Raw genomic sequence first — 26,620 nt, forward strand, 5'->3', positions numbered from 1 at the left:
ACGAGGACGAGGACGACCAGAACGACCGGGACGGACGGCCGGCCGCGGAGCCGCCACCATCCCTGACCGCTTTCGCATCGCACCATCGCACGGTTGACGAGGGGTACTGACATGACGAACGAACAGCCGAGCGCCGAGGGCGTTCCCGCGGACGCGATGCGTCGGTTGTCCGAGCTGGCGCCCGGCCGCGCCGGGTCGATCTTCACCAGCGACCTGTCGGTGAACGAGTTCCTGCTGGTGCGGGAGGCGGGCTTCAAGCCGATCGGCCTGGTCCTGGGCAGCTCGATCTACCACGTCGGCATCCAGTTCGGCCGCTGGGGCAAGAACCAGGAGCTGGACACCCTCAGCCAGGCGATGTACCACGCCCGGGAGTTGGCCATGACCCGGATGGAGGCGGAGGCAGCGGCGCTGGGCGCGGACGGCATCGTCGGGGTCCGGCTGACCGTGGAGGCGCGGGAGTTCGGCAAGGACGTCGCGGAGTTCATCGCGATCGGCACCGCCGTCAAGGGCGACGCCGCTCCTCCCGGTGGCGGCACCTGGCGCAACAACAAGGGGCAGCCGTTCACCTCGGACCTGTCGGGACAGGACTTCTGGACGCTGATCCGGGCCGGCTACGCGCCGCTCGGCATGGTGATGGGCAGCTGCGTCTACCACATCGCGCACCAGAAGATGGGTTCGGTGATGTCCAACATGGGCCGGAACGTGGAGATCGAGCAGTTCACGCAGGCGCTGTACGACGCCCGCGAGCTGGCCATGGCGCGGATGCAGGCGGAGGCGGAGGCGCTCCAGGCGGAAGGGGTGGTCGGGGTGCAGCTCAACGCGCACAACCACCGGTGGGGCGGCCACACCACGGAGTTCTTCTCGATCGGCACGGCGGTCCGGCCGCTGCGGCCCGACCACGAGATCGAGCGGCCCACGATGGTGCTCAGTCTCGACGGGTGACAGGCTCGGCATCCGCGGGACAGGACGACTTCACGAGCATGGGGACGACGATGAGCGAGCAGGACCCGTTCCAGGGGCGGGCGGGCAACGAAGGCGGTACGGGCGAAGGCGGGACCGGCGGTACGGGCGAAGGCGGCACGCGCGACGGCGGGGAGCCGGCCTCCGGCGCGTCGATCGACATGGTGGCCGCCGCGCTGCGCCGTGACTCGGCCGACCTGGAGATCTACGCCAAGGTGCTGACCGGGTCGCTGGCGGACGCGCTGCCGGCCGGCTCGGTGACGTCCGAGCGCAAGCGCACCATGAGCGACCGGCTCGCGGGACGCGAGGGACGGGTCGAGCGGCTCGAAGTCGCCCTGGACGACCGGCGGTTGATCCTGACCCTGGCGCACGGACGGCCGCAGGGCGAGGTGGCCACGGTGGTACGCGGTGTGGTGCTGTCGCGCACTCCGGTGGCGCTGGACGCGTGGGCCGCCGAGCTGGCCGCGGCGCTGGCGCAGCGGGCCGAGGCCGACGCGCGGGCCCGCGCGGCGCTCGAACGGCTGGTGCTGGGCGACTGACCGCTCGCGGGTCCTGACATGCCGTCAGGACCCGCGGCCGGTCCAACGGACCTGGCGCCGCTCAACAGCCCCGGCAAGCAGGTCAGTTGGAGTAGACCTCGGCACGGTCGATGGAGATGTACGCGGCACCGGAGGAGGCGTTCTTGTCGCCGGTGACCCGCACCCGCAACGTGTGCTGCCCGTAGGTGAGTTGGGGGCTCACGTAGTTCAGCTGCTCCCCCATCCGGATCGCGCCGTAGTAGTCGGCGGTCGTCTCCGGGCCGCCGTCGACGGAGAAGGCCGCGATGCCGTTGCCGGTGTCGCGCACCGACAGCAGGGCGATCCGGGTGCCGGTGAACGTCCAGGTGGCGGTGGCGCCGGGCTCGGCACTCCAGTGGTCGTCGCCCCAGAAGCACTGGACGCCGCAGCCGCTGCCGGAGTTCCAGTCGCCGGTGTAGGCGATCGAACCCGAACCGCTGCTGCTGCCGGTGTCGTTGATCCAGTACGAGCCGCCGCCGGGGTCGCCGGACGGCAGGTCCTGGGTGGCGCCGGCGGCGAGCGGCGCGCCGAAGTCCGGGGTGCCGTCGGCGTTCCAACCGATCTTCTGCGCACGGGTGGTGCGGCCGTCGTAGGTGTAGTCCGAGGTGTTCTTGCCGTGGTAGACGATCCAGTCCTCGGTGCCGTCCGGGCTCTTGAAGAAGCCGTTGGAGCCGGGGCCCCACACGCCCGTCGCGTCGTCGCGGGAGAAGACCGCTCCCGCGTGCTGGGTCCAGTTGCCGGGCTGGAGCGGATCGGCGCTGCTGGGAATGGACTTCATCCACAGCTGGTAGTCCGGCAGGCCCGTGTCGCAGGTGGAGTAGACGAGGTACGTGGTGCCGTCGTGCTGCAGGATCGAGGGGGCCTCGCGGATGGTGGAGCAGCCGCCGTCGGAGGGCAGGTACACGCGGTCGCCGGAGACCGTCCAGGGGTCGGACATCGGGGCGATGTAGATCAGGTTGTGGCCCTCGGTGCCGGCGCCGGACCACAGCAGGTAGAGGCTGCCGTCGCTCTGCCGCAGCAGCACCGGGTCGATGGCCCACTCGTCGGGGGCGTTCGGCGGTTGCAGCTCGGCCTTGAAGTGGTACGGGCCGAGCGGGTCGGTGCCCTCGGACTCGACGACGTACAGGCGGTGGTTGTCGTCCACCCCGTTGTCGGCGGTGTAGTAGATGTACCAGTGCCCGTCGATCAGATAGAACGACGGCGCCCACACCTGCTGGTTGCGGGAGGCGTCGGGGTCCTGCCAGACGGTCACGCGCGGCGCGGTGAGCAGGTCGCCGAGGGTGGGCGCGACGGCGACGCGCACGGCGTCGCCCTCGGTGGCGGCCAGGTAGTAGTTGCCCTGGTAGTAGGTCATGTAGGGGTCGGGGCTGGTGCCCAGCGGGTTGCGGAAGGTGCCGCCGGCCGCGTGCGCGCTCGACGGTCTCAGGCCCATGCAGCACAGGACGGTGAGCAGCAGGACGAGCGCGACGTTCCCGGCGGTTCGCAGCGGACGGCTGGATGCTGTGCGGGGCATGACCGCCTCCTTGATAGACGGTTGAGGGGGGTGAACACGTCTGATCACGTTCGAGCCGAGCCGAGATTACAACGTTGCACACGGCCCGCGACACCTCTGTGCCGCACTTGCTCCGCCGAGGTGCGGGAGGTGTGCGAGGTTTACGAGGCGGATGCGCCGCATGTGCCTACCGGGGTGTCGGCCCTGGCGCGCGGGCAGCGCCGCCCGCTCTCCTCCGGCGGGACCTCCTCAGCCGGCGTGGCGGACGCGGAAGCGGTCGGGTGCCGACGGGTCCCGGTCGACGACGCGGACCGGCGGCCACGCCCACTGCCATACGCCGATCCCGGGCGTGCGGGTGAACCGGATCAGCCCGCGGGTGCCCTCGACCGCGACGTGCGGCCAGGACTCGGCGATACCTGCCCGGTCCGTGCCGTGCGCGCGCAGCAGGTCGGCGAGGACGGTGACCGTGTCGTAGCCCTCGAACGCGACGAAGGAGGGCGCTTCGCCGAGCCGTTCGCGCAGCGCGGCCCCGACGCGTACGCCGAGCGGGCCGGGTTGCTCCGGCAGGTAACGCAGGAACGGGACCGCGGCGCCGTCGGCGCCCAGCACCGTCTCCCATCCGGCGAACTCCGGTTGCCCGGCCGGGGCGCCGATCAGCATCCCGGCGAGGCGCGGGTCGCGGCGGACCGCCCTGACGATCGGCACCGCCGGTTCCGGGTGGCCGACCAGCAGGAGGAGGGCGGTCGCACGGCCGGCGGCGAGACCGTCGCACAGGGCGGCGGGGTCGAGCGCGGCGGCGTCGAGTTCGAGGACGGTGCCGCCGCGTGGCGCGAGGTGGTCCCGCAGGATGCGGGTGCCGGCCGCCCAGTAGACGCTCGGCTGGGTCGCCACGGCGATCCGGCGGTGGCCCGCGGCGAGCAGGAAGTCGGCGTAGGTCCGCCAGCCGTGGGACTGCGCCGGGGCGAGCCGGGCGACCCATCGCGTCGGCTGCTCGGTGAGCGCGTCGAGGACCGCCGAGGAGCAGAGGAACGGCAGGCCGAGGGCGTCGGCCCTGGTGGCGGCGGCGCGGGCGACGACGCTGTGGTACTCCCCCGCGACGGCGACCGCCCCCAGGCCGGCCAGCTCGTCGATGGCCGCTTCGGCCCGCCGCGGATCGGCCGCGGTGTCCCGGACCAGCAGTTCGAGGGGCCGTCCGGCGATCCCTCCGGCGTCGTTGACCTCGCGGGCGGCCAGTTCCAGCCCGGCGAGCAGGTGCCGGCCCGCCTCGACCCAGCCGGGCGGGGTCAGCGGGACGAGGGCGCCGATCCGGACCGGTGATCCGTCGGTCCGGGCCGCTTCGGGCTGCGGTGGTGAGGTGTTCATGCGCCGGCGTCTCCCGTGTGACGAGTCGGGTGCGGTGCGCCCGGGTCGCGGAGCGCGGTTCGGCGGGGCCGGGTGGCGCGCCGCCGCTGTCACCAGGCGGGCGCACCTGGATGGCCATGGCGGACATTGCATCCGCCGCCGGCGCCGGCGGGCAACCGATTATCCGATCGCCGAAGGGCGGGTCGTGGCGTCGCCGCCGGCCCGCACAACCGAGGCGCGACCGGAGGCGTCACCGGGAACGCGGTTGCCGCCGCCGAGCACCGCCGAGCACCGCCGTAGGACCGCCGAGCGCCGCCGTAGGACCGCCGAGCGCCGCCGAAGGATCGCCGTCCCACAACCACTGGTTGTGGGGCTAGGGTTGTCGCCATGGATCTCGCCGCCGTCCGGACCTTCGTCGCCGCCGCCGACGCGGGGCAGTTCCAGGAGGCCGCCGCGGAACTGGCGGTCACCCAGCAGGCCGTCTCCAAGCGCATCGCCGCGCTGGAGCGCACCCTCGGCGTGCGGCTGTTCACCCGGACCGCGCGCGGCGCCGAACTCACCATCGACGGGCAGGCGTTCCTGCCCCACGCGCGCGAACTGCTGCGCGTCGCCGAGCGGGCCGTCGCGTCCGTGGGCACCGGCCGACGGCAACTACGGGTCGACGTCATCTCCTCGCGCGGCGCGGCGTCCGGCCTGATGCGCGACTTCCACCGCGCGTACCCCGAGATCGAACTCGACGTGCTGATGCTGTTCGACATCGAGACGGCCGTCGCCTCCATCCGGTCCGGCGCGATCGACGCGTCCTTCCGCGCCGTCGCCGCCCCCGGGCGGCCCCTTCCCGAGGGCATCGAGTCCGTCCGGGTGCTCGACGAGCCGCTCCAGCTCCTCACCGGCCCCGCCCACGCCCTGGCGAACGCCCGGTCGGTGACCGTCGCCCAGCTCGCCGGGCACCGGATCTGGATGCCCGGTATCACCCCCGGCACCGAGTGGGCCGCCTACTACGACGACCTCCTCGCCGCGTACGACCTCACCATCGAGGCCACCGGCCCCAACTTCGGCTCCGACGCGCTCCTCGACACCATCGCCGACACTCCGGCCCTGGCCACCTTCATGGGCACCCGGGCCCGCCTCGTCTGGCCGGCCGGCTACGACCTGCGCCGCATCCCGATCACCGACCCGACCCCCGTCTACCCCCACTCGCTCCTCTGGCACCGCGACAACCCCCACCCGGCGCTCGCCACCCTCCGCACCCACCTCGCGGCCACCGCCCCCACCCCCGGCGCCCCGGGCACCTGGATTCCCCCGTGGGTCCCCCCGCACCGCTCCCCGTCGGTGTCCCCGGGGCCGTGATCGTCGCTCAGCGCGGCCGGGTTCCCCGGTTGCGGGCGACCCAGTGCGCGTAGTCGGCCTGCTGGCGGGCCCGGTCGTGCGGCGAGTAGCCGTGTGCGGCTTCCAGGGCGTCGGAGACCTGCTCGACGGCGGCGGCGTCGCCGTCGGCCGACCAGAAGAAGGAGCCGGTCCTGCGGACGAGGACGTCCGACACGGTCATGGCCATGTCGTGGACGACGGCGTGCCGGATCTCGGCCGGGGTGAGCACGCTGTCACCGATCGGTTCGCCGTCCGCCGCGTGCCGGGTGGCCGCGCGGGCCAGCAGCGCCGCGTTGCCGCCGTACCGGCGCAGCCATCGCTGCCGGGTGGCCTCCGCGACGGGTGCCGTGGTCAACGCCTGCCGGGCATCGGCGAGTTCGCCGGGGTCGCCGCCGGAGATCGGGACCTTGCCGGTGGTGGACGGCGGCAGGCCCCGCTGCCCCCACCGGTCGGCGAGATGCCCGGCGGCCGTGTCGACGATCTGGGCCGCCATGAGGCGGGCGGTGGTCAGCTTTCCGCCGGCGGCGGTGATCAGGCCCGAGTCGCCGACGGTGATGCTGTGCTCTCGGGACGCGGCCGAGTTCGACGTTCCCGGCAGGGGTGCGATCAGGGGGCGCAGGCCCGCCCAGGAGGCGACGATGTGGCTGCTGTCGACGTGCGCGCCGGGCAGCGCGTGGTTGGCCGCTTCGAGCAGGTACGTGAAGTCCTCCTCGTCGCCGACGACTTCGTCCAGGGAGCCGGTGAAGTCGGTGTCGGTGGTGCCGACATACACATGCCGGCCGTCGCCCGCCGGGGTCGGCCACACCACGCGGGAGTCCGAGGGGGAGCGCAGGAACACGGCGGTGCGCAGCGGGAAGTCCTCGGTGCGCAGCACGATGTGCACCCCCTTGGTGGGGCGCAGCGTGGGGTGTTCGGGTGCGCGTTCCAGCCCGAGCACCCGGTCCACCCAGGGACCGGCGGCGTTCACCACGGTCCTGGCCCGTACGGTGATGTGCTCGCCGGTGAGCCGGTCGACGATCTCGGCGCCCGCGATCCGGCCGCCGTCCCGGAGGAAGCCGGTGACCTCGCGGTGGTTGCCCAGCAGCGCGCCGGCCCGGGACGCGGACTCCAGCACGTCGATGACGAGGCGGGCGTCGTCGGTGAGGGCGTCGTGGTAGAGCCCGGCGCCCTTGAGGCCGGTGGCGTTGAGGTGCGGCTCGCGGCGCAGCACCGCGTCGCGGCCCAGCATGCGGTGCCACCGCTTCAACGGCGCCCGGGAGAAGGCGTCGTAGAAGGTCAGGCCGAGGTTGAGCAGCGCGCGTCCTTCGGGGTAGCCGTCGTAGACCAGGTACATGAACGGCTGGAGGTCGGCGAGGTGGGGCGCGATGCGCATCATGACCTCGCGCTCGCGGACCGACTCGTGGACCATCCTGAACTGGTACGTCTGGAGGTACCGCAGGCCGCCGTGGATGAGTTTCGAGGACCGGCTGGAGGTGCCGCCGGCGAAGTCGTCGCGGTCGACCAGGACCACGGACAGCCCGCGCAGCGCGGCGTCCCGTGCGACCGAGGCCCCGGTGATGCCCCCGCCGATGACGAGGAGGTCGGCCTCGGTGGGCAGTTCTGACGGCGAGAATCGCTTCATTGCTGGACGACCCATCCTTTCGCGCGCTCGACCGCGCGCTTCCATTGCGTGTACTGGGCGTCGCGGGAGGCGTCGTCCAGTGCCGGAACGAAGACCGCGTCGTCGCCGGTGGCCCGGAAGCAGTCCTCGGGGTCGGACCAGGTGCCGACGGCGAGCCCGGCCAGGTAGGCGGCCCCCGACGCGGTCGCTTCGACGTTGGAGGGCCGGTGGATCACCGCGCCGAGCATGTCGGCCTGGAACTGGAGCAGGAAGTCGTTGGCGGAGGCGCCGCCGTCGGCCCGCATCGAGGTGACGGCGCGTCCGGACTCCTCGGACATCAGCTCGATGAAGTCCTTGATGGAGTAGACGATTCCCTCCAGCGCGGCGCGCGCCAGGTGGCCGCGGGTGGTGCCCGGCGAGATGCCGATGAGCAGGCCCCGCGCGCCGGCGTCCCAGGACGGGGCGCCGAGGCCGGTCAGGGCCGGCACGAAGTACACGCCGTTGTTGTCGTCGACGCCGCGGGCCAGTTCCTCCGTCTCCCCGGCGCTGCCGAGCAGTTCGGCCCCGTCGCGCAGCCACTGCACGGCGGCGCCGGTGACCGGGGCGTACCCCTCCAGGCCGTAGGTGGTCGAGCCGTCGCGGCGCCAGGCGATGATGGTGCTGAGCCCGTGCCGGGAGATCACCGGGGTGCTGCCGGTGTTGACGTCGAGGAAGGTCCCGGTGCCGTGGGTGGTCTTGGCGTCGCCGGGGTGGACGCACCCCTGTCCGAACAGTGCCGCCGACTGGTCGGCGACCGCGGCGGTGATCGGCACCTCGGCCCCGAGGACGGCCGGGTCGGTCGTGGCGATGTGGCCGGAGTCGTCGACGACCTGCGGGAACAGGTTCATCGGCAGGCCGAGCGCGCCGAGCCAGTCGCGGTACCAGGAGTCCGTGAGCAGGTCGTAGGAGCCGGTGACCGCGGCGTTCGACGCGCTGATCGCGTGGACGGCGCCGCCGGACAGCCGGTGGATGAGCCAGGAGTCCATGGTGCCGAAGGCCAGTTCGCCGGCCTCGGCGCGCCGGGCCAGGTCCTTGTCGTGCTCCAGCATCCAGCACAGCGACAGCGACGAGTAGACCGGCGCAAGCGTCCAGCCGGTGCGGGCCTGGACGGCCGCCCCCCACTCGGGCCGCAGCCGGTCCGCCGTCGCCGCGGTCCGCAGGTCCTGCCAGACGATGGCCGGGGCGACGGCCCGGCCGGTGCCGCGGTCCCACAGCACCGTGGTGGCGCGCTGGTTGGTGATGCCGATGCCGGACAGTTCCCCGGCCCGGGTGCCGCTCTCGCGCAGGGCGTCGGCGATACGGGCGGAGGTGAGCCGCCAGATCTCCTCGGGGTCGTGTTCCACCCGGTCGGCGGCCGGGTGGAACTGGGTGAACTCGCTGTAGGCGCGGCCGCGCACGGCGCCCGCGCCGTCGAACACCAGGGCGCGGGTTCCTGTGGTGCCCTCGTCGATGACGAGAAGGCGGGATGGGTCACTCATCGTCGAGCTCCATGTCCTGGGAGGGCGCCGCTGTCGGGGCGGCGCCGGGAGGGGGGGTGGCCCGGCCGGTCACAGACCGAGCTTGCCGGGGTTGAGCAGGGCGTCGGGGTCCAGCGCGTGCTTGAGCTTGCGCAGCACGAGGTGGGCCGATCCCAGCGAGCGGCGCGAGTAGGGCGAGCGGGCGAGTCCGCCGCCGTGGTGGTGGGACAGCTCGGCGCCGTGCTGGAGGCAGACCTCCATCGCGGTCGCCCAGATCGTCTCCAGCCGCTCCGTGGCCGCGGCGTCGTCGGGCGCGTGGCCGAGCAGGATGAGGTACATCGAGGTCCCTTGCGTGTACACGTGGGAGAAGTGCGCGAGCACCTCGTCCGCGAAGGGCTTCAGGGCCTCCTTCAGCGCCGCGTGGAGTTCCAGGACGTGCCGCCAGGTGTGGGCGACCTCGATGGTCTCGGCGAAGCCGCCGGGTGTGTCGAGCTGCCTCTCCACGGTGGAGAAGTCGAACCGGCGCGCCATCCACGCCGCGGCCGGCTCCGGGCCGAGCAGGTCGGCGCCGCGCGCGGTGGCCAGACCGGTCAGGACCTCCAGTTCCGCGGCCGCGACGGCCGGCTCCCCTTCGGTGCCGGCGAACAGCACGGGGCGGTCGATGTGCTCGTCGTCCAGCGCGTGCCGGGCCTCGTCGACGTCGTAGAGCCGGAGCAGGAAGGGCTTCAGGCCGAGCGCGGCCTGTCCGCGCATGACGTCCAGGCCCGCCGCCAGGTCGGGCAGCCGGAAGGTCTGCAGCAGGCGCTCCTTCGGCAGCGGGACGATCTTGCAGGTCACCCGGGTGACCACGCCGAGGGTGCCCTCCGAGCCGAGGAAGAGCTGACGCAGGTCCGGCCCCATGGCCGCCCTCGGGGACGCCTTGAGTTCCACCGCCTCGCCGGTGGCCAGCACCACGCGGTAGCCGACGACCAGGTCCTCGACCCCGCCGTAGCGGGAGGAGAACTGGCCGGTGGCCAGCGTGGCCAGCCACCCGCCGACCGACGAGCGGTACAGCGACTGCGGGGAGAAGCGCATGGTCCATCCGGCCGCGTTGAGCGCGTCCTCGAGTTCGCCGCCGTTGTTGCCGGCCGGCACGGTCACCGTCATGTCGATCTCGTCGACGACAGGGGGCCCGACCAGGCCGGAGACGTCCAGCACGACGCCGCCGCGGGTCGGCAGCGGCTGCCCGGTGACGGACGAGCCCAGCGCCCGGGTCGTCACCGGTGTGCCGGTGGCGCCGGCGGCGCGCAGCACCGTCACGACGTCCTGCTCGGTCGCCGCCCTGACCACGGCCTGCGCCTGGTACGGGTGCTTGTCCTGCCGGTTCCACTTGGTGGCGACCGGCCAGGTGTCGTGGCTGGTGGCGGCGAGGGCCGCCGGGTCGGTACTGATCGCATCGATCCCGAGGTCGTCGGCGAGCTGGTCCAGGAGGGGCGAGATGTCAGGCACGGTGTTCCTTGTTCCTTCTGTTGGTGCGGAGCGGTGGCGGGCAGGCGCCGTCAGGTGAGCACGGTGGCCAGCGTCAGGCAGGCCGGCGTCATGACGGCTATCGCCACGGCCGGGGGATCGATGTGCGTGTCGCCGTGGATCAAGAAGACCCGCGAGGCTCCCTCGCCGACCAGGGCTGTGGCCAAGCCGGCCAGCGCGCCCACCCATACGGAGGAGAACGCCAGGCCGGTCGCGGCGGCGACGGACGTGATGTGGTGGGTGGCCGGGACGGTCACCGGCGTGGCCAGGAAGACCAGGGACAGCGCGGAGACGCCGAAGGCGAGGACGCCGGCGGCCAGGCTCAGCGACGGCTCGGTCCGGACCAGTTCGACCGCCGACCAGGACGCCAGGAACCCGACGGCGAGGCCGAGCAGCGCGGCCATCACCGGCTTCTCCTGCGCCGGCAGCCAGGCCGCGGTCCGCGTGGTGCGGAAGCGGTCCCTGAGCCGGCTGACCTCCGCGTGGCCGAACAGCCCGGTCCGGCCGAACACCAGCCGCGCGACGAACGCCGAGGCGACCACGGTGAGGGCGGTGGTGTTGGCGTACTGCGTCATCCAGTCGCTCGCGTTCAGGGCGCTCTGCACGACCAGGCCGAGTACCCCGAAGGCCGCGCCCGCAAGCAGGGTGCCCGGGTCCGCGAGGCCGAGCAGCCCGGGCACGATGTCCCGACCGGTGGCGGCCTTGCCGCGCCGCGCCGCGTAGGCGAGCGCGCCGACCGCGCCGGCGAAGGCGATGTGCGGTCCGAACCACTCCCCGAGCGCGACGTGCTCCAGGAACCAGGGGTTCCCCGCGCCGATCACGGCGGCGACACCGACCAGGATCATCAGCCCGCACAGCACGAATGCCGCCAGGGCTCCGACAGCGGCGGCGAACAGGCCGCCCGCGGCGGCGGCCGCCACCGCCTCCAGTGTGAGATGCATCCGGACTCCCTCGGCCGATGACCGTTCCACAGTACTCCATATTTGGAGTACTCGAATTTCGGAGCAAAGGTACGGGCGAGGAGCCGAGGTGTCAACGCTGTGTGCGCTGGAGCGTGATCACGGGCCCGCTGTAACGTGACCAGTCGGGGGCCGTACCGCGCGGTCCTGTCGCGCGAGCGAGAGAAGCGGGAGTTCCCAGGTGCACGGCACGAACCAGTTGCCCGCGCCGGCCGCCCGTCGGCCGCTGGACCAGGTGCTGCGCGCGATCGTGGTGGACGCGCTGCGGGTCGGCGTCGGCGAGACGCTCCCCACCAACAGCCACTACCTGCGCACCGTGGGAGCCAGCGCGGGCACGGTCCAGCGGGCCATCAAGACGCTCGCCGACCAGGAAGCACTCGTCACCGCGTCACACGGCCACCAGGGCCGCACCGTGGGGTCGCTCCATGTCGGCGCGGCCTGGCACATCGCCGGACTGTCCCCGCTGCGGCTGCTCTTCCCGCCCAGCGGCCCGGCCGAGATCGACGCCCTCACCGAGGCCCTCGCCGGCGAACTCACCGAACTGGGCGTGCCCCACACCATCCGCCACCAGCGAGGCGGCACCCGGCGCCTCGCCGCCCTGCACGCGGGCGCGTACGACCTCGCCGTCGTCTCGTCGGGAGCGTTTCGCGGTGCGACCCAGGCCTCCGACGCGGCGCCCTCGCTGACGCTGGCGCCGGGCACGTACTACGCGCCCCACCGCCTCGTCGCGGTCACCCGCACCGGCGACGACCCGCCCGGCCCCGGCGCCCGCGTCGCGATCGACGACGACTCACCGGACCACGTGCTCCTCACGCAGTCGGCCTTCCCCCCCGACCGCGGGTACACCTACGTCAACTGCCGGTTCCCGGAAGTCCCGACAGCGGTGCTGCGGCGCCAGGTCGACGTCGGCATCTGGCACCTCAGCCATACCGTCATCCCCCTCGACCTCGCCGGACTGAGCTGCGCGGACATGGAGCGGCTGGACACCGTCACGGACTGGCGGGAGGTGTCGGCGGCCGTCCTGGTCGGCGGGACGCAGCGCGGCGAACTGCGCTCCGTGCTCGCCTCGATCCGGCTGCCGAACCTCTTCAGCGCGCAGCAGCAGTGGCTGCGCGACGAGTCGAGCTGACGTGAGCTGACGTGAGCTGACGCGGCATCAGCTCGCCGCGTCAGGTTGCCGTCTCAGGTTGCCGCGTCGCCTCTGCTCGTCGGCTCGCCGCGTCGTGGAAGGCGCGGCGGGTCGCCACGATGCCGTCGGTGGTGCGGGAGGGGTGCACCCGGTTGGTGAGGAGGACGGCGTAGCGGGTGGTGTCCGGGTCGATCCAGACGCTGGTGCCAGTGAAGCCGGTGTGGCCGTAGGAGCGGGGGCCGAAGGACCGGCCGACGGGCGAGTCCACGGGGTCCTGACCCTGCCAGGCGAGGCAGCGCCGCAGCGCCAGGCCCTCGGAGTGGACGGACGTCATCTGCCGGAAGGTGTCGGGGCGCAGCAGTTCCCGGGCGCCGCCGGCGAGGGACAGGGCGAGCCGTTCCATGTCGGCGAGCGGGGCGAACAGGCCGGCATGCCCGCCGACGCCGCCGAGCACCACCGCGTTCTCGTCGTGCACCTCGCCGACCACGACCCGGCCGCGCCACGGGCAGTCCTCGGTGGCCACCGCGCGCCGCCGGGCCTCGGCGGCCGGGCGGAAGCAGGTGCCGGTCATCCCGAGCGGGCCGCACACCAGCCGCTCCACCAGGACGTCCAGGGTCTCCCCCGCGGCGGCCTCGGCGATGAGGCCCAGGATGATGAAGCCTTGCGAGGAGTACTGCACGCGCGTCCCGGGTGCGGCCGTGAGCGGCAGCAGGCGTATCGCCTCCAGGAGTGAGGCGCGGGTGGGGTGTTCGCGGTAGAGGGGGACCTGGCCGGGGATGCCCGAGGTGTGCGCGAGCAGCTGACCGACCGTCAACTCCGCCTTGTCGCCGTCCCGGTACTCCGGCAGGTGGTCGCCGATGGTGTCGGCCAGCCGTAGCGCGCCCGTGTCGACCAGGGCCATCACCGCGAGCCCCACCACGGGCTTGGTGACGGAGGCGAGGTCCCACAGGTCGGTGCCGTCCAGCGGTTCGCCGCCCCAGCTCCTGGTGCCGGTCCAGCCCCGGTCCCGGGTTCCGGCCGCGTCGCCGACGGACCACGCCGCCGCGGAGTAGACCTCGCGCTCCCGGCCGGCGGCGAGCAGATCGCGCAGGGAGCTCATACCCGCTCCCCTTCCGCGCCCCGGTCCCGCTCGTCCTCCGCGCCCCGGCCCACCACGCCGAGCGACGGCGCGCGTCCGCCGAGGCCGGCGGAGACGGCGCGGGCGGCGGCACGCACCATCGGGCCGAACAGCCGCACGCTCTCCTCGTCGAGGGTGAAGGTCAGCCCGCTGACGCCGACCGCGCCGACCACCTGCCCGGTCTCGTCGAGCACGGGCGCGGCGACCGAGCGCACGTCGGGTTCGCCGTATCCGTCGTCGACGGCGTAGCCGCGCTCGGCGGCCTCCCGCAGCACCGCGCGCAGCGCGTCGGCGCCGCCGAGCGGGTGCGCGGCCCATTCCTGCGGCGGTACGCCGTCGAGCACGTCGGCGCACTCCCCCGGCGGCAGCGCGGCGAGCATCGCCAGGCCGGGTCCGCTGCGGTACAGCGGCGTACGGCCGCCGGGCCGCACGCCCATCCGGAACTCAGGCGGCGCGTCGGAGTGCTCCAGGTGGACCGCGTCGTCCCCGTGCCGTACGGCGTAGCAGGCGAGCTGGCCGGTGCGGCGGTGCAGTTCGGCGAGCACCGGGCGGGCCGACCGCAGGTCCTGGCCGTCGTGCAGGGCGGCGGCGGCGAGGCCGAGCAGGCGCGGCCCGGCGCGGTAGCGGCCGCCGTCGACGGGCTGGGCGAAGCCGAACTCGGCCATGGTCTGCAGATGGCGGTGGACGGTCGGTTTCGTCAGGCCGGTGCGCCGGGCGAGATCGCCCAACCGGTGCGGCCCACCGGGTTCGACGAGCGCTTCCAGCACTTCCATCGCCTTGTCGATCGGCCCCTTCGCGCGGCCCTGCTCGCCGATCCGAGTGTTGACCATCTTCGCCATGTCGCCTAGCTTAGCCCATCATTCCATCTGCCGGAACGGATGTGCTGCCCAATGGAACGACATCGTCAAGGGAGGAACGTGGACCGCAATCGCCCGGCCCGCCGCGACATCCTGCGGCTCGGCGGCTTGCTGATCCCGGCTGTCGCGGCTCCGGCACTGCTCACCGGGTGCGGCACCAGCCCCGCGAGCAGCGCCGGAAACGTCCTGCGGGTGTCCCAGCCCGGCGACCCCAAGACCATGGACCCGCACAAACAGGGCGACATGACGTCGATGAACGCCCTGATCAACATGTTCGACACGCTCACCACCCGCGGCCAGGACAACCTCCTGCACCCGCGGCTCGCCCTGACCTGGGTCGCCCGCACCGCGACCACCTGGCGCTTCACCCTGCGCCCCGGCGTCACGTTCCACAACGGCGAGCCCTGCGACGCGGCGGCGGTCAAGTTCAGCATCGAGCGCGTACTGGACCCCGCGACCAAGTCGCCGATCGTCGAACTGCGTTACGTCAAGGACGTCACCGTCGTCGACCCGCTCACCGTCGACGTGCACACGACCCTGCACGACCCGATCCTGCCGGACAAGCTCTCGCTCTTCGGCGGCGTGGTCGTCCCGCCGCGCTACCTGGCCAAGGTCGGGGACGCCGGGTTCGCCGAACACCCCGTCGGCACCGGGCCGTTCACCTTCGTCCGCTGGCAGCGCGACCACCAGTTGCGGATGCGCGCCTTCCCAGGCCACTGGCAAGGCCGGCCGCACGTCGACGAGTTGGTGTTCAGCCCGCAGCCCAACCCGTCCTCCTCGCTCGCCGCGCTGCAAAGCGGCCAGGTCGATCTCGTGGCCGGCCTGACCCCCGACGCGGCGCAGCAGTTGGACGGCTACGGCGGCGTCAAGCTGGACGGCTTCACCGGCATCAGGACCTCGTACCTGTCGCTGAACACCCTGGCCGACGGGCCCCTGAAGGACCGTCGGGTGCGCCAGGCGCTCAACCACGCGGTGGACGTACCGCTGCTGATCAAGGCGGTGCTCGGCGGCAAGGCCACCGAGGTGCCCGCGATGATCCCGCGCGGCGCGTTCGGCTTCGACCCCTCCGTCCAGCCGTTCACCCGCTCCGTGGACACCGCCCGCAAGCTGCTCGCCGAGGCCGGCCACCCGAACGGGTTCTCCACCCAGCTGACCGCCTCCAACATCGACTCCAACGTCGCCGAGGCGATCTCCGGACTGCTGTCCCGGGCCGGCGTGCACACCAAGGTCCAGCTGCTGGACCCCGGCACCTACGCCGACCGGCTCACCTCCGACGACCACAACGCGCTCGGGCCGATGTACCTGGCCGCCAGCACCGTCTGGACGCTGGACGGCGAGAGCATGCTCCAGTCCAACGTCCGCAGCGACCGCCGCCAGAGCAGGTGGCACGACAAGGACGCGGACCACCTCATCGACGTCGAGGAACTCTCCGAGGACCCCGCCGAGCGCAAGCGCGCCTTCTCCGACCTCCAGCGACTCATCCAGCGCGAAGCCCCCTTCGTCCCGCTGTACCAGATCGACAACATCTACGCCCGCAACAGCCGCCCGCGCTGGAAGCCGGGTTCGGCCGGCGTGCTGGCCATGCAGAGTGCGGAGATCTCCACATGAGCGACCTCACCCTCCGACCGCCACGCGCCGCGGGGACGGGCCGGCCCCGGCTCGACGTCCGTTCCGGGCTGCTGCGCGCGGTCCTGATCCGGGTCGGCACGGCACTGCTCGTCCTGCTGTGCACCGCGACCGTCTCCTTCTTCCTCGTCCGGCTCTCCGGCGACCCGGTCAAGCTGCTGCTCCCGCCGGACGCCACCGCCAAGCAGGAGTCGGTGCTGCGCGCCAGCCTCGGCCTGGACAAGCCCCTGATCACGCAGTACCTCGACTACATCTGGGGCCTGCTGCACTTCGACTTCGGCAACTCGATCTCCTACAACGAGCCCGTCGGCCACGTGCTCGCCGACCGGCTGCCGGCCACCCTGGAACTGGCCGCCGCGGCCCTGGTGGTGACGCTCGTCATCGCCGTGCCCGCCGGCATCGTGGCGGCCATGCGGCGCGGGCGCGCCTCGGACCGCGGCATCATGACCGGCGTCCTGCTCGGGCAGTCCACCCCGCCGTTCTGGGTCGGCATCCTGCTGATCCTGGTCTTCGCCGTGGGCCTGCACGCCCTGCCCGCCTCCGGCTACGGCACCTTCGCCAACCTGGTGCTGCCGGCCGTCACGCTCTCGGTCTACTCCATCGCGGTCGTCGCCAGGCTGCTGCGCTCGTCGCTGATCGACGTGCTCTCCTCCGACCACATCCGCACCGCCCGCGCCAAGGGCTTCGGCCCGGTGAAGACGGTGCTCACGCACGGCCTGCGCAACGCGTCGCTGCCGGTGGTCACGGTGGTGGGCCTTGAGGTCGGCAGCCTGCTGGGCGGCGCGATCCTCACCGAACAGGTCTTCTCCTGGCCCGGCGTCGGCCAGTTGACCATCGAGGCCATCTCCAACCGCGACTTCCCGCTGGTCCAGGCGACCGTGCTGTTCTTCGCGACCACCTTCGTCGTGGTCAACCTGCTGGTCGACCTCTCCTACAGCCTCCTCGACCCGAGGGTGAGGAACTCCCGATGACCCTGACCTCACCAGCCGCGCCCGCCGCGGCTCCCGCCCGCGCGGCGACCCGCGGCCGGCGCTCCGCCGTACTGACCGGCCTGCTGCGCAACAAGCTCGCCGTGGTCGCGCTCGTCGTCCTGGCGGTCCTGCTGATCGCCGCGCTCTTCGCCCCGCTGCTCGCGCCCGACAACCCCAACGCGCAGGACCTGCTGATGCGGCTCAAGCCGCCCGCCTGGCAGCACGGCGGCAGCGGCGCCCACCTGCTGGGCACCGACCAGCTCGGCCGCGACATGCTCTCCCGGGTCATCTACGGCACCCGCGTCTCGCTCCTGGTCGGCGCCGGGGCGGCGCTGCTCGCCGGCGTGATCGGCACCGTGATCGGCCTGGCGGCCGGCTACTTCGGCGGCTGGCCCGACCGGGTGCTGATGCGGCTGGCCGACGTCCAGCTCGCCTTCCCCTCGATCCTGCTGGCCCTGGCCATCGTCGGGTTCTTCGGCTCCGGGCTGTGGTACGTGATCCTGGTGCTGGGCATCACCGGCTGGGTGTCGTACGCCCGGGTGGTCCGCTCGGAGGTGATGTCGCTGCGCTCGCGCGACTTCGTCACCGAGGCGCGGGCGATCGGCGTCACCGACGTGGCCATCATGCGCCGCCACCTACTGCCCAACGTGATGGCGCCGCTGGCCACCATCGGCACGCTGCACATCGCCGCCGCGATCGTCGCCGAGGCGTCGCTGAGCTACCTGGGACTGGGCGTGCCCAAGGAGACCGTCACCTGGGGGTCGATGCTCGCCGACGGCCAGCTGTACCTGGGCACCTCCTGGTGGGTCGCGGTCTTCCCGGGCATCGCGCTGATGCTCACCTCGCTCGCCATCAACATCACCGGCGACGCCCTGCGGGACGTCGCGGACCCGAAGGCGTACCGCCGATGACCACTGACAAGCCGATGAGCACCGACCAGCCGATCCCCCATGACCGGCCGATCACCGGCCACCCGCCGGTCAGCACCGAGGCACCGACCAGCGAGCCGGTCCTGGAGATCGCCGACCTGAGCGTCGACTTCCGGCTGGACACCACCACCGTGCACGCCGTCCGCGGGGTCAGCCTGAGCCTGGCGCAGGGCGAGACCCTCGCCGTCGTCGGCGAGTCCGGCAGCGGCAAGACGGCCACCGCCCTGTCGGTGCTGCGGCTCAACCCGCAGCCGCCGTGCGTCTACGCGGGCGGCCGGGTCCTGTTCGACGGGCGCGACCTGCTCACCCTCCCCGAGAAGGAACTCGGCCGGATCAGGGGCCAGGACATCGCCATGGTCTTCCAGGACCCGATGACCAGCCTCGACCCGCTGCGGCGGGTCGGCGCCCAGGTCGCCGAGGTGCTCCGGCACCACCAGGGGATGTCCCGCGCGCAGGCGGGCGCCGCGGCCGTCGAGGCGCTGGACGAGGTCGGCATTCCCGACCCCGAACGCCGCTTCCGGCAGTACCCGCACGAGCTCTCCGGCGGTCTGCGGCAGCGCGTGATGATCGCCGCGGCGCTGGTCGGCCGGCCCCGCGTGCTCATCGCCGACGAGCCGACGACCGCGCTGGACGTCACCGTGCAGCGGCAGATCCTCGACCTGCTGGTCTCCTTGCAGGAACGGCACGGCATGGCCGTCCTGCTGATCACCCACGACCTCGGGGTGGTCGCGGAGACCGCCGACCGGGTGGCCGTCATGAACCAGGGCGCGGTCGTGGAGACCGGTGACGTGCTGGACGTCTTCGACCACCCGGCCGACGACTACACCCGCCGGCTGCTGGCCGCCACCCCCCGATTGGAGCTGGCATGACGACCGACGCCGGCACGGCACCCCAGACCCGCCGGCCGCTGCTGGAACTGGCCGGACTGCGCAAGGAGTTCGGCGGGCGGCACGGCGCCGTCGCGGTGGACGACGTGTCCTTGACGGTCGGCGAGGGCGAGACGCTCGCGCTGGTCGGCGAGTCGGGCTGCGGCAAGACCACGCTGACCCGGCTGCTGCTGCGGCTGGTGGAACCCACCGCGGGCAGCGTCCGCTTCGACGGGCAGGACCTCTCCGCCCTGCCCCCGGCCGAACTGCGCCGCCTGCGCCGCCAGATACAGGTCGTGTTGCAGGACCCGTACTCCAGCATGAACCCGCGGATGAAGATCACCGACATCGTGGCGGAGCCGATGGTCACCCACGACCCGGCGGCACGCGGCAGGCGCGGGCGGGCGTACATCCGCGAGCGGGTCGGCGAACTGCTGGAGTCGGTCGGCCTGGACGCCGGTATCCAGGACCGCTACCCGCACGAGTTCTCCGGCGGGCAGCGCCAGCGGGTGTCCATCGCCCGTGCGCTGGCGGTCGAGCCCCGGCTGATCGTGCTCGACGAGCCGACCAGCGCCCTGGACGTGTCGGTGCAGGCCCGCGTCCTCGACCTGCTCGCCGAACTCCAGCAGCGGCGCGGCCTGACCTACTTCTTCGTCTCCCACAACCTCGCCGTCGTGCAGCAGGTGGCCGACCGGATCGCCGTGATGCGGCAGGGCCGGCTGGTGGAGGTCGGTGACGCGGACCAGGTGCTGCGCCGCCCCCGCCACGAGTACACCCGGCAACTGCTGGACGCGGTGCCGGTGCCCGATCCGCGCCGGGGCCGCCGCGGGCGCGCCGTACCGTCCGCGACCGCGGCCTCGACGGCCGCCACCACCGCTGACGGCCCGGACGCACCCGGCCCCGCCGGCTTCGGGGACCCGCGATGACCGGATACGAGCCGGGCCGCCGCGCGTCGCCGCCACGGCAGCCCCCGCGACAACCTCCGCGGCAACCCGCGCTACAACTGCGACAGCACCAGCCCGGCGCCGCCCAGCAGCGCCACGTCGTCGACCGCGGCCGTGCTCACCAGGACCCGCGGCTGCTCCGCACCGTCCCCCACCAGGCCGGAGCGCAGCCGCTCCTCGATCAGCCCGCTGAACCGCTCGCCGCCCTCACGCGCCTCACCGTGCAGCACGAACAGCCCGGGGGCGAAGAGCTGCTGGACGTTGACCAGCCCCAGGGCGACGTTCTCCGCGTACTCCTCGACCACCCGCTGCGCGGCGCCGTCCTCGCGAGCCACCAGGGCGCCCAGCGACACCGCCTGCCCCAGGCCGGCCTCCCGCGCCCTGGCGTGCAGCCAGCGGGTGGTGGCCACGGTCTTCCAGCAGCCGCGGCTGCCGCAGGTGCAGCGCTCACCGCTGGCCGACACCGTCATGTGGGCGCCGCTGCGGCCGCCGGGCGGGGCCAGCACCTGGCCGGCGTAGAGGATGCCCACGCCCAGCACCTCGCCGGTCGAGACCGACGCGAAGGTGCGCCGGCCGCGGCCGGGACCGAACCACCGGTCGCCGAGCACCTGGAGCCGGGCGTGGTGCTCCACCCGCACCGGCACCCCGGTCAGCGCCTCCAGCCGGGTTGCCACCGGATAGCCGCGCAGCGCCGGCACGTCGTTGACCTCGGTGATCAGCCCGGCGTCGGGATCGACCAGGCCGGCCGCCGCCACCCCGATGCCCTCCGGACGGCCGCCGGCGAAGACGCGGGCGGCGCGGGCGAGCGCGGCGTCGAGATCGGCGGGCAGCGCGGTCGCCGCGTCGTACCCGGTCTCGGTCCGCTCCACCACGGTGCCGGACAGGTCCAGCACCGCGGCCCTGATCCGGCCGGGCACCAGTTCGACCGCCCCCAGCCTGCGTGGACCACGCGGTGCGACCGGCTCCGGTTCGAGCGCGGGCACCAGTCGCAAGGGGAAACGTTCGTCGGCCATGGGCCGACTCTGCCACGACCGGGTTTCAGGAAGGTAGTGCTGTGATCCACACGAACTTGACCGAGTCGACCTGGCAGGAGGTGCGCGCGGCCGGCGCGCGGGGCATCGCCCTGCTGCCCATCGGCTCCCAGGAGCAGCACGCCGCCCACCTGCCCATGGGCACCGACACCCTCCTCGCGGAGGCGGTGGTCGACCGGGCCACGGCCCTGCTCGCGCGGGACGAGGGCGGTACGGAGCTGGTGCGCCTGCCCGCGCTGCCCTTCGGCCACAGCCCGCACCACCTGTTCGCGGCCGCCGTGTCGCTCAGCGCGGCCACCCTCGGGGCGGTCCTCGACGACGTGCTGGACTCGCTCGCCACCTCCGGCTACCACCGGATCATGGTGGTCAACGGCCACGGCGGCAACGACGAGATCATGCGGCTGGCCGTCAAGCGGTTCGCGCTGCGCACCGAGGTCACCGTGGCGGCCTGCTCGTACTGGACGGTCACCTCCGGCGAGGACGACGGCGGGCGGCCGGAGGTCACCCCGGGGCACGCCGGCTGGTTCGAGACGTCGCTGATGCTCGCGGCCCGGCCGGACCTCGTCCGCACCCCCGTGCCGGCCCGCGCGCCGGTGGAGCCGCCGCCCCTGTTCGACCACCCGCCCTACCCCGGCCTGACCGTGGAGCGCCACGGCGAGTGGGCCCGGGTCGGCGGGTCGACCGACGACGCCTCCGCCGCCGACGCCGCGCGCGGCCGGCGGCTGCTGGACGACCGGGCCGCCGGGCTGGCCCGGGCGATCCAGGCGTTCGACGAGGCCACCCGCTGAGTGCGAAGCGAGCACCGCTGAGTCGGCGCGGCCGTCCGCCGGGTTCGACGCGGTCACCGCCGAGCGCGAAGCGAGCACCGCTGCGTTCGAAGCGACCAGCGCTGCGTTCGACGCGGTCCTCGGCCGCCGAGCCGGTGCCCGCCGGCGCCGCACCTGTCACCACCGAGTTGGAGAGAAACGTATGAAGATCGTCGATGTCGATGTGTGGGTCGTCAACCTCCCGCTGGTCAACCCCTTCACGAGCTCGTTCGAGACGAAGACGGGAGAGACCCGCACCGTGGTGCGCATCCGTACCGACAGCGGCGTCGAGGGCTGGGGCGAGACCATGTGGGGCCGGCCGGTCGCCGCGATCGTCAAGGCGCTGGGCAAGGAGCTGATCGGCACCAGCCCGTTCGCCCTGGAGAGCTTCCACCGCAGGCACCACATGGTGCCCTTCTTCCACGGCTACCTCGGCTACGCGGCGATCGCCGCCATCGACGTGGCGTGCTGGGACGCGATGGGCAAGGCCACCGAGCAGTCCGTGACGGACCTGCTGGGCGGCCGGGTCCGGGACGAGGTCCCGATCACGGCGCTGATCACCCGCGCCGACGCCCCCGGGGCGAGCGGGGCGGCACTGGCCGAGGCGCTCGCCGAGCACACCGTGCGGGTGGTCGAGGAGGGCGGCTTCGAGGCGGTCAAGCTCAAGGGCACCACGGACGTCCGGGGCGACGTGGCGATCCTGCGGGCGCTGCGCGCGGCGCTTCCCGAGGTGAACCTGCGGGTCGACCCCAACGCGGCCTGGTCGGTGCCGGACTCGGTGCGGGCGGGCATCGCCCTGGAGGAGCTGAACCTGGAGTACCTGGAGGACCCGTGCTCCGGCATCGAGGGCATGAGCCAGGTCAAGGCGAAGGTGCGGATACCGCTGTGCACCAACATGTGCGTCGTGCGGTTCGAGGAGTTCGCCCCCGCGATGCGGCTCAACGCCGTGGACGTCATCCACGGTGACGTCTACAAGTGGGGCGGCATCGCGGCCACCAAGGCGCTCGCCGCGCACTGCGAGACCTTCGGGCTCGGCATGAACCTGCACAGCGGCGGGGAACTGGGCATCGCGACCGCGGCGCACCTCGCGGTCGTGGCCAGCACCCCGGTGCTCTCCCGCGCCATCGACAGCATGTACTACCTGCACGCCGACGACATCATCGAGCCGCTGCACCTGGAGAACGGGCGGCTGCGGGTGCCGGAGGGGCCCGGTCTCGGCGTCAGCGTGGACGAGGGGAAACTGCGGCACTTCGCCGCCGTCAACGAGCGAGAGGGAGACCTGACCGGATGAGCGCACAGGGCAAGCAGGCGGTACGCACGAAGGACGCGCCGAACCCCGCGGGGGCGTACAGCCAGGGCGTGGTGGCCGGCGGGCTGCTGTTCACCGCCGGGTTCGGCCCGCAGGACCCGGCGACGGGAGCGGTGCCCGAGACGGTCGCGGAGCAGACGGCGCAGGTCCTGCGCAACGTGCGGGCGGTGCTCGCGGCGCGCGGGCTGACCATGGACGACGTGGTCAAGGTGACCGTCCACCTCCAGCACCTGCGCCGGGACTTCGCGGCCTACGACGCGGTGTACCGGGAGTTCTTCACCGAGCCCTACCCGGTGCGCACCACGGTCGGCTCCGACCTGATGAACATCCTGGTGGAGATCGACGTGGTGGCGGCGATCCCCGCCTGACGCCGGGTTCCGCGGGCGGATCGTCCCTGCCGGGGCCATCAGGACGCATCCCGGTCCGGCCGCGGACCCGCACCGGCCGCACCGGGTAAGGACCACCGGTACCCCGCGGCCGGTGCGTACCGCGCTTCCGGGTGGGCAGGCGCACGGCGGCGGTCCGCGACCCTCGGGCCGATCGCCGGGCGCGGTGCCGGGCTCGGTGCCGGTCGCGGGTCGCGTACCCCCGTCCGGCCGACCAGGAAGGCGAGCACCATGCCCAGAGGATCGAACGCCAAGCGCGAGCGCCAGTACGAGCACATCAAGGACAGCGCGAAGGAGCGCGGCACGTCCGAGCGGCGGGCCGAGGAGATCGCGGCGCGCACCGTGAACAAGGAGCGGGCCCGCGCCGGCGAGTCGCGCACCGCCAGCCGCAGCTCGACCGAGGACATGTCGTCGTCCAGGCGGGGCGGGCAGCGCTCGCACTCCGGGTCCGGCGGCCCCACGAAGGAACAGCTCTACAACGAGGCCCGGCAACGCGGCATCGAGGGCCGTTCGACCATGACCAAGGCCGAGCTCAACAGGGCACTCGGCCGCTGAGCACGCTCCCCCGGGCCCGGATCGCCACGCGGCGGTCCGGGCCCGGGGCCGTCTCCATGCTGTTACTTGTACACCCCAAGCGCTTGTGTTATACAAGTAACGATACACGTGGAGGTGGGCACTTTTGGTGGACCGGACAGGCGCGGAGTCCGTCGCAGGGCAGGGCGGGGCGGGCCTCGGGGATGAGGGCGGCGCGGACCAGGGCGGGGCGGACCAGGGGGCCGGGGGCGCACCCGGCGCCGGCGTTGCCTCGGTCGCGGACGCGGTGGTCGAACTCCTGCGGACGGTACGGCGCTCCAAGGCCCGGCTGCTGGCCGCGGCGAGCGACGACGTCGACTCGGCGACGCAGATCCTGCTGCGCCACTGCGCGATCGACGGCCCGCTGCGGGCGAGCGCGCTGGCCTCCAGCGTCCAGTCGGATCTGTCGACGGTCAGCCGCCAGGTGGCCGCGCTGGTGAACCGCGGGCTGCTGGAGCGCCGCGCGGACCCGGTGGACGGCCGGGCCAGCCTGCTGGTGGTGACCGACGCCGGCCAGGCCGTGATCGCCGAGCACGAGCAGGCCCGGATGGCCTTCTTCGAGCAGGTGGTGAGCGGCTGGTCCACCGAGGAGCGCAGCCAGTTCGTGCGGCTCCTGGAGCGGTTCACCGCCGCCTATGACACGACCCACGCCCATTGGACGACCGACGCGGCGCGACAGGGCGCTTGCACCAGTGACTTGAAAGAGGGCAGTACCGCATGAGCGCCACCGCAACCCGTCAGACAGGCTCGCCGCCGGACGGCGCGCTGACCCATCGTCAGATCATGACGATCCTGTCCGGCCTCGTCCTGGGCATGTTCCTGGCCGCGCTGGACCAGACGATCGTCTCGACGGCGATCAAGACCATAGGCAACGACCTCAACGACCTGTCCGCGCAGGCGTGGGTCACCACCGCGTTCCTGATCACCTCGACGATCGCCGCACCGCTGTTCGGCAAGCTGTCGGACATCTACGGGCGCAAGCGGCTGTTCATGCTCGCGATCGTGATCTTCGTGATCGGCTCGGCGCTGTGCGGCCTGGCCCAGTCGATGTACGAACTGGCCGGGTTCCGCGCGTTCCAGGGCATAGGCGCCGGCGGCATCATGCCGCTCGCCCTCGCGGTGATCGGCGACATCATCCCGCCGCGCGAGCGCGCCCGTTACCAGGGCTACATGATGGCCGTCTTCGCCAGCGCCTCGGTGCTCGGCCCGGTGCTGGGCGGTCTGCTCTCCGGCACGGACAGCTTCCTGGGCGCCGCGGGCTGGCGCTGGATCTTCTACATCAACGTCCCCATCGCGGCCTTCGCGCTGGTCGTCATCGCCAAGGTGCTCCACCTCGACCACGTCCGCCGCGAGCGGCGCATCGACTGGTGGGGCTCGGCGCTGCTGGCCATCGGCCTGGTGCCGTTGCTGGTCGTCGCGGAGCAGGGGCAGAGCTGGGGCTGGGCCTCGGCCGGCTCGTTCGCCTGCTACCTGACCGGTGCGGCGGGCCTCGCGCTCTTCGTCTGGGTCCAGCACAAGATGGGCGACGACGCGCTGCTCCCGCTGCGGCTCTTCCGCAGCAGCACCTTCTCGGTCGCCTCGGCCCAGGTCACGATCATCGGTATGGCGATGTTCGGCGGGATGTCGGTGATCCCGCTCTACCTGCAGATCGTCAAGGGCGCCTCGCCGACCAAGTCCGGCCTGCTGCTGCTGCCGATGGTCGCCGGGCTGATGCTCGCCTCCCTCGGCTCGGGCCAGTTCGTCGCCCGCACCGGCCGCTACAAGATCCTGCCGGTGGTCGGGTCCTTCCTCATGGTCATCGGCATGGGCCTGATGATCACGATAGGCGCCGACACGGCCCTGTGGCAGACCGACATCTACATGGCGGTCTTCGGCATCGGCCTGGGTCTGAACATGCAGAGCCTGGTGCTGGCAATGCAGAACGCCGTGCCCGCGAAGGACATGGGCGTCGCCTCCGCGTCGTCGACGTTCTTCCGCTCCATCGGCGGCACCCTGGGCACGGCGATCTTCCTGTCCGTGCTGTTCTCGCAGGCCGGCACCAAGATCGCCCACGAGTACACGAAGGCAGCCACCGACCCGGCGTTCATCGCGGCGGGCAAGGCCCACCCGGACCAACTCGCCGCGCTGCACCAGCACCTGGGCGGCGGGCTGGACGACACCTCGTTCCTCAACGGGCTCGCCAAGCCGCTCAGCCACCCGTTCTTCGCGGGCTTCTCCGCGGCCGGCGACGTGGTCTTCGCGATCGTGGCCGTGCTGCTGCTGGCGGCGATCGTGCTCTCCACCCAGCTCAAGGAGGTCCCGCTGCGGCTGGTCTCGGGCAACCAGGCCCGCACCGAAGCGGAGACCGCCGCCACGGCGAGCGCCGCGGGCACCGCCACGGTCCCGGCCCCGGCCCCGGCCGCTGACGACACCGCGCAGGGCGCCCCGGCCGCGCCCTCCCCGGACACCCCGCGTACGGGCACCGCGACCGAGCACTGACCCGGTCCCGTACCCCACCGGAGAATCGCTTCTCCACGAACGTCCGCCCCGCCGCCCACCCCTTGGGCCGCGGGGCGGACGCCTGTCCACGCCCCGGCCACCGGCGCCGATCGCACCTGTCACGGCCGTTCCGCGGGTGTTCGTCGTCCCTCCAGGCATACCGGAGGTGGTCGAGGCGGTGTCCCACGTATTCGGACCAATCCCCGGGTTCTTGGGCAGAGCCTGGGGCGGGAGTTGGCGGGGACGTCGAACTCGTGGGGTGCGCGGACGGCTTGACGCAGAGCGGGGGCCCGACCGGGCTTGCCGGGCGGGGCCCCCG

At 72.9% G+C, this 26,620-nt stretch carries 24 protein-coding genes; 15 read left to right on the top strand and 9 right to left on the bottom strand.

Annotated elements, in window-relative coordinates:
• The first annotated feature begins 111 nt into the window (after positions 1 to 111).
• Both AB0399_RS12245 and AB0399_RS12250 read left to right on the top strand, forming a co-directional pair.
• A complete protein-coding gene (locus AB0399_RS12245; protein ID WP_366411207.1) occupies positions 112 to 942 on the top strand; it encodes a heavy metal-binding domain-containing protein in 831 nt (276 codons plus the stop codon).
• Between the two features lie 50 nt (positions 943 to 992).
• Complete coding sequence (locus AB0399_RS12250) at positions 993 to 1,499, top strand: hypothetical protein (RefSeq protein WP_366411208.1); 507 nt, start codon at positions 993 to 995, stop codon at positions 1,497 to 1,499.
• Positions 1,500 to 1,581: 82 nt separating this feature from the next.
• Here AB0399_RS12250 and AB0399_RS12255 read toward each other — a convergent pair whose 3' ends face one another.
• The gene (locus AB0399_RS12255; RefSeq protein ID WP_366411221.1) at positions 1,582 to 2,949 is read right to left on the bottom strand and encodes a glycoside hydrolase family 43 protein; all 1,368 of its coding nucleotides are present in this window, start codon (positions 2,947 to 2,949) and stop codon (positions 1,582 to 1,584) included.
• Between the two features lie 309 nt (positions 2,950 to 3,258).
• Positions 3,259 to 4,371, bottom strand: coding sequence for an ABC transporter substrate-binding protein (locus AB0399_RS12260; protein WP_366411209.1), 1,113 nt, complete (start codon positions 4,369 to 4,371; stop codon positions 3,259 to 3,261).
• A 366-nt stretch (positions 4,372 to 4,737) separates the two neighbouring features.
• Between AB0399_RS12260 and AB0399_RS12265 the strand changes: the two genes are divergently transcribed.
• Positions 4,738 to 5,700 (top strand): LysR family transcriptional regulator, encoded by a 963-nt coding sequence (locus tag AB0399_RS12265; protein ID WP_366411210.1) that lies wholly within the window; start codon positions 4,738 to 4,740, stop codon positions 5,698 to 5,700.
• 7 nt (positions 5,701 to 5,707) lie between these two features.
• Here AB0399_RS12265 and AB0399_RS12270 read toward each other — a convergent pair whose 3' ends face one another.
• The 4 genes from AB0399_RS12270 to AB0399_RS12285 form a co-directional block, all read right to left on the bottom strand.
• The gene (locus AB0399_RS12270; RefSeq protein ID WP_366411211.1) at positions 5,708 to 7,339 is read right to left on the bottom strand and encodes a glycerol-3-phosphate dehydrogenase/oxidase; all 1,632 of its coding nucleotides are present in this window, start codon (positions 7,337 to 7,339) and stop codon (positions 5,708 to 5,710) included.
• The gene (glpK, locus tag AB0399_RS12275; RefSeq protein WP_329372492.1) at positions 7,336 to 8,835 is read right to left on the bottom strand and encodes a glycerol kinase GlpK; all 1,500 of its coding nucleotides are present in this window, start codon (positions 8,833 to 8,835) and stop codon (positions 7,336 to 7,338) included. Before glpK ends, AB0399_RS12270 begins: the two co-directional genes overlap by 4 nt.
• A gap of 69 nt (positions 8,836 to 8,904) precedes the next feature.
• Positions 8,905 to 10,302: an FAD-binding oxidoreductase gene (locus tag AB0399_RS12280; RefSeq protein ID WP_366411212.1), complete on the bottom strand. Its 1,398-nt coding sequence runs from the start codon at positions 10,300 to 10,302 to the stop codon at positions 8,905 to 8,907.
• 50 nt (positions 10,303 to 10,352) lie between these two features.
• Positions 10,353 to 11,261 (bottom strand): hypothetical protein, encoded by a 909-nt coding sequence (locus AB0399_RS12285; RefSeq protein WP_366411213.1) that lies wholly within the window; start codon positions 11,259 to 11,261, stop codon positions 10,353 to 10,355.
• 199 nt (positions 11,262 to 11,460) lie between these two features.
• Between AB0399_RS12285 and AB0399_RS12290 the strand changes: the two genes are divergently transcribed.
• Entirely contained in the window at positions 11,461 to 12,408 is a 948-nt protein-coding gene (locus AB0399_RS12290) for a YhfZ family protein (RefSeq protein WP_329372486.1), read from the top strand.
• A gap of 40 nt (positions 12,409 to 12,448) precedes the next feature.
• On the opposite strand, the gene AB0399_RS12295 is transcribed toward AB0399_RS12290, so the two are convergent.
• Positions 12,449 to 13,507, bottom strand: a complete 1,059-nt coding sequence (locus AB0399_RS12295) for a serine hydrolase domain-containing protein (RefSeq protein WP_366411214.1) — start codon at positions 13,505 to 13,507, stop codon at positions 12,449 to 12,451.
• A complete protein-coding gene (locus AB0399_RS12300; RefSeq protein ID WP_366411215.1) occupies positions 13,504 to 14,364 on the bottom strand; it encodes an IclR family transcriptional regulator in 861 nt (286 codons plus the stop codon). Before AB0399_RS12300 ends, AB0399_RS12295 begins: the two co-directional genes overlap by 4 nt.
• Before the next feature lie 108 nt (positions 14,365 to 14,472).
• On the opposite strand from AB0399_RS12300, the gene AB0399_RS12305 reads away from it, so the two are divergent.
• The 5 genes from AB0399_RS12305 to AB0399_RS12325 are packed head-to-tail and all read left to right on the top strand — an operon-like array spanning position 14,473 to position 19,700.
• Positions 14,473 to 15,990: an ABC transporter substrate-binding protein gene (locus AB0399_RS12305; protein ID WP_366411222.1), complete on the top strand. Its 1,518-nt coding sequence runs from the start codon at positions 14,473 to 14,475 to the stop codon at positions 15,988 to 15,990.
• Positions 15,987 to 16,979, top strand: coding sequence for an ABC transporter permease (locus AB0399_RS12310; protein ID WP_329372480.1), 993 nt, complete (start codon positions 15,987 to 15,989; stop codon positions 16,977 to 16,979). The genes AB0399_RS12305 and AB0399_RS12310 overlap by 4 nt, the downstream gene beginning before the upstream one ends.
• Positions 16,976 to 17,890, top strand: coding sequence for an ABC transporter permease (locus AB0399_RS12315; RefSeq protein WP_329372479.1), 915 nt, complete (start codon positions 16,976 to 16,978; stop codon positions 17,888 to 17,890). Before AB0399_RS12310 ends, AB0399_RS12315 begins: the two co-directional genes overlap by 4 nt.
• Positions 17,887 to 18,777 (top strand): ABC transporter ATP-binding protein, encoded by an 891-nt coding sequence (locus AB0399_RS12320; RefSeq protein WP_366411216.1) that lies wholly within the window; start codon positions 17,887 to 17,889, stop codon positions 18,775 to 18,777. Before AB0399_RS12315 ends, AB0399_RS12320 begins: the two co-directional genes overlap by 4 nt.
• Positions 18,774 to 19,700 (top strand): ATP-binding cassette domain-containing protein, encoded by a 927-nt coding sequence (locus AB0399_RS12325; RefSeq protein ID WP_366411217.1) that lies wholly within the window; start codon positions 18,774 to 18,776, stop codon positions 19,698 to 19,700. The genes AB0399_RS12320 and AB0399_RS12325 overlap by 4 nt, the downstream gene beginning before the upstream one ends.
• 71 nt (positions 19,701 to 19,771) lie before the next feature.
• Here the strand turns inward: AB0399_RS12325 and AB0399_RS12330 are convergent, their stop codons facing one another.
• Entirely contained in the window at positions 19,772 to 20,710 is a 939-nt protein-coding gene (locus AB0399_RS12330) for an ROK family protein (protein ID WP_366411223.1), read from the bottom strand.
• A gap of 62 nt (positions 20,711 to 20,772) precedes the next feature.
• Here AB0399_RS12330 and AB0399_RS12335 point away from each other — a divergent pair, with 62 nt between their 5' ends.
• The 6 genes from AB0399_RS12335 to AB0399_RS12360 all read left to right on the top strand — a co-directional run bounded on the left by AB0399_RS12335 (position 20,773) and on the right by AB0399_RS12360 (position 26,301).
• Positions 20,773 to 21,537 carry a creatininase family protein gene (locus tag AB0399_RS12335; protein WP_328460552.1) on the top strand — a complete coding sequence of 255 codons (765 nt, stop codon included), beginning with the start codon at positions 20,773 to 20,775 and terminating at the stop codon, positions 21,535 to 21,537.
• Positions 21,538 to 21,718: 181 nt separating this feature from the next.
• The gene (locus tag AB0399_RS12340; RefSeq protein WP_329372473.1) at positions 21,719 to 22,846 is read left to right on the top strand and encodes an enolase C-terminal domain-like protein; all 1,128 of its coding nucleotides are present in this window, start codon (positions 21,719 to 21,721) and stop codon (positions 22,844 to 22,846) included.
• Entirely contained in the window at positions 22,843 to 23,232 is a 390-nt protein-coding gene (locus tag AB0399_RS12345) for a Rid family detoxifying hydrolase (protein WP_328460556.1), read from the top strand. The genes AB0399_RS12340 and AB0399_RS12345 overlap by 4 nt, the downstream gene beginning before the upstream one ends.
• Before the next feature lie 249 nt (positions 23,233 to 23,481).
• Complete coding sequence (locus tag AB0399_RS12350; protein ID WP_329372470.1) at positions 23,482 to 23,805, top strand: plasmid stabilization protein; 324 nt, start codon at positions 23,482 to 23,484, stop codon at positions 23,803 to 23,805.
• 127 nt (positions 23,806 to 23,932) lie between these two features.
• The gene (locus tag AB0399_RS12355) at positions 23,933 to 24,544 is read left to right on the top strand and encodes a MarR family transcriptional regulator (protein ID WP_329372469.1); all 612 of its coding nucleotides are present in this window, start codon (positions 23,933 to 23,935) and stop codon (positions 24,542 to 24,544) included.
• A complete protein-coding gene (locus tag AB0399_RS12360; protein ID WP_366411218.1) occupies positions 24,541 to 26,301 on the top strand; it encodes an MDR family MFS transporter in 1,761 nt (586 codons plus the stop codon). The genes AB0399_RS12355 and AB0399_RS12360 overlap by 4 nt, the downstream gene beginning before the upstream one ends.
• The last annotated feature ends 319 nt before the right edge of the window (positions 26,302 to 26,620 follow it).

Origin of the sequence: Streptomyces sp. NPDC088194, assembly GCF_040702025.1 — a bacterium.
In the GTDB taxonomy this organism is placed as follows: Bacteria; Actinomycetota; Actinomycetes; order Streptomycetales; family Streptomycetaceae; genus Actinacidiphila.

Excerpts from the sequence above, each read along its gene's own strand:
- AB0399_RS12325 (WP_366411217.1), top strand. The coding sequence starts at position 18,774 with ATGACGACCGACGCCGGCACGGCACCCCAGACCCGCCGGCCGCTGCTG.
- AB0399_RS12360 (WP_366411218.1), top strand. The coding sequence starts at position 24,541 with ATGAGCGCCACCGCAACCCGTCAGACAGGCTCGCCGCCGGACGGCGCG.
- AB0399_RS12260 (WP_366411209.1), bottom strand. The coding sequence starts at position 4,371 with ATGAACACCTCACCACCGCAGCCCGAAGCGGCCCGGACCGACGGATCA.
- AB0399_RS12345 (WP_328460556.1), top strand. The coding sequence starts at position 22,843 with ATGAGCGCACAGGGCAAGCAGGCGGTACGCACGAAGGACGCGCCGAAC.
- AB0399_RS12300 (WP_366411215.1), bottom strand. The coding sequence starts at position 14,364 with ATGGCGAAGATGGTCAACACTCGGATCGGCGAGCAGGGCCGCGCGAAG.
- AB0399_RS12245 (WP_366411207.1), top strand. The coding sequence starts at position 112 with ATGACGAACGAACAGCCGAGCGCCGAGGGCGTTCCCGCGGACGCGATG.
- AB0399_RS12295 (WP_366411214.1), bottom strand. The coding sequence starts at position 13,507 with ATGAGCTCCCTGCGCGATCTGCTCGCCGCCGGCCGGGAGCGCGAGGTC.
- AB0399_RS12255 (WP_366411221.1), bottom strand. The coding sequence starts at position 2,949 with ATGGGCCTGAGACCGTCGAGCGCGCACGCGGCCGGCGGCACCTTCCGC.
- AB0399_RS12250 (WP_366411208.1), top strand. The coding sequence starts at position 993 with ATGAGCGAGCAGGACCCGTTCCAGGGGCGGGCGGGCAACGAAGGCGGT.
- AB0399_RS12315 (WP_329372479.1), top strand. The coding sequence starts at position 16,976 with ATGACCCTGACCTCACCAGCCGCGCCCGCCGCGGCTCCCGCCCGCGCG.
- AB0399_RS12310 (WP_329372480.1), top strand. The coding sequence starts at position 15,987 with ATGAGCGACCTCACCCTCCGACCGCCACGCGCCGCGGGGACGGGCCGG.
- AB0399_RS12340 (WP_329372473.1), top strand. The coding sequence starts at position 21,719 with ATGAAGATCGTCGATGTCGATGTGTGGGTCGTCAACCTCCCGCTGGTC.
- AB0399_RS12270 (WP_366411211.1), bottom strand. The coding sequence starts at position 7,339 with ATGAAGCGATTCTCGCCGTCAGAACTGCCCACCGAGGCCGACCTCCTC.
- AB0399_RS12320 (WP_366411216.1), top strand. The coding sequence starts at position 17,887 with ATGACCACTGACAAGCCGATGAGCACCGACCAGCCGATCCCCCATGAC.
- glpK (WP_329372492.1), bottom strand. The coding sequence starts at position 8,835 with ATGAGTGACCCATCCCGCCTTCTCGTCATCGACGAGGGCACCACAGGA.
- AB0399_RS12350 (WP_329372470.1), top strand. The coding sequence starts at position 23,482 with ATGCCCAGAGGATCGAACGCCAAGCGCGAGCGCCAGTACGAGCACATC.
- AB0399_RS12285 (WP_366411213.1), bottom strand. The coding sequence starts at position 11,261 with ATGCATCTCACACTGGAGGCGGTGGCGGCCGCCGCCGCGGGCGGCCTG.
- AB0399_RS12265 (WP_366411210.1), top strand. The coding sequence starts at position 4,738 with ATGGATCTCGCCGCCGTCCGGACCTTCGTCGCCGCCGCCGACGCGGGG.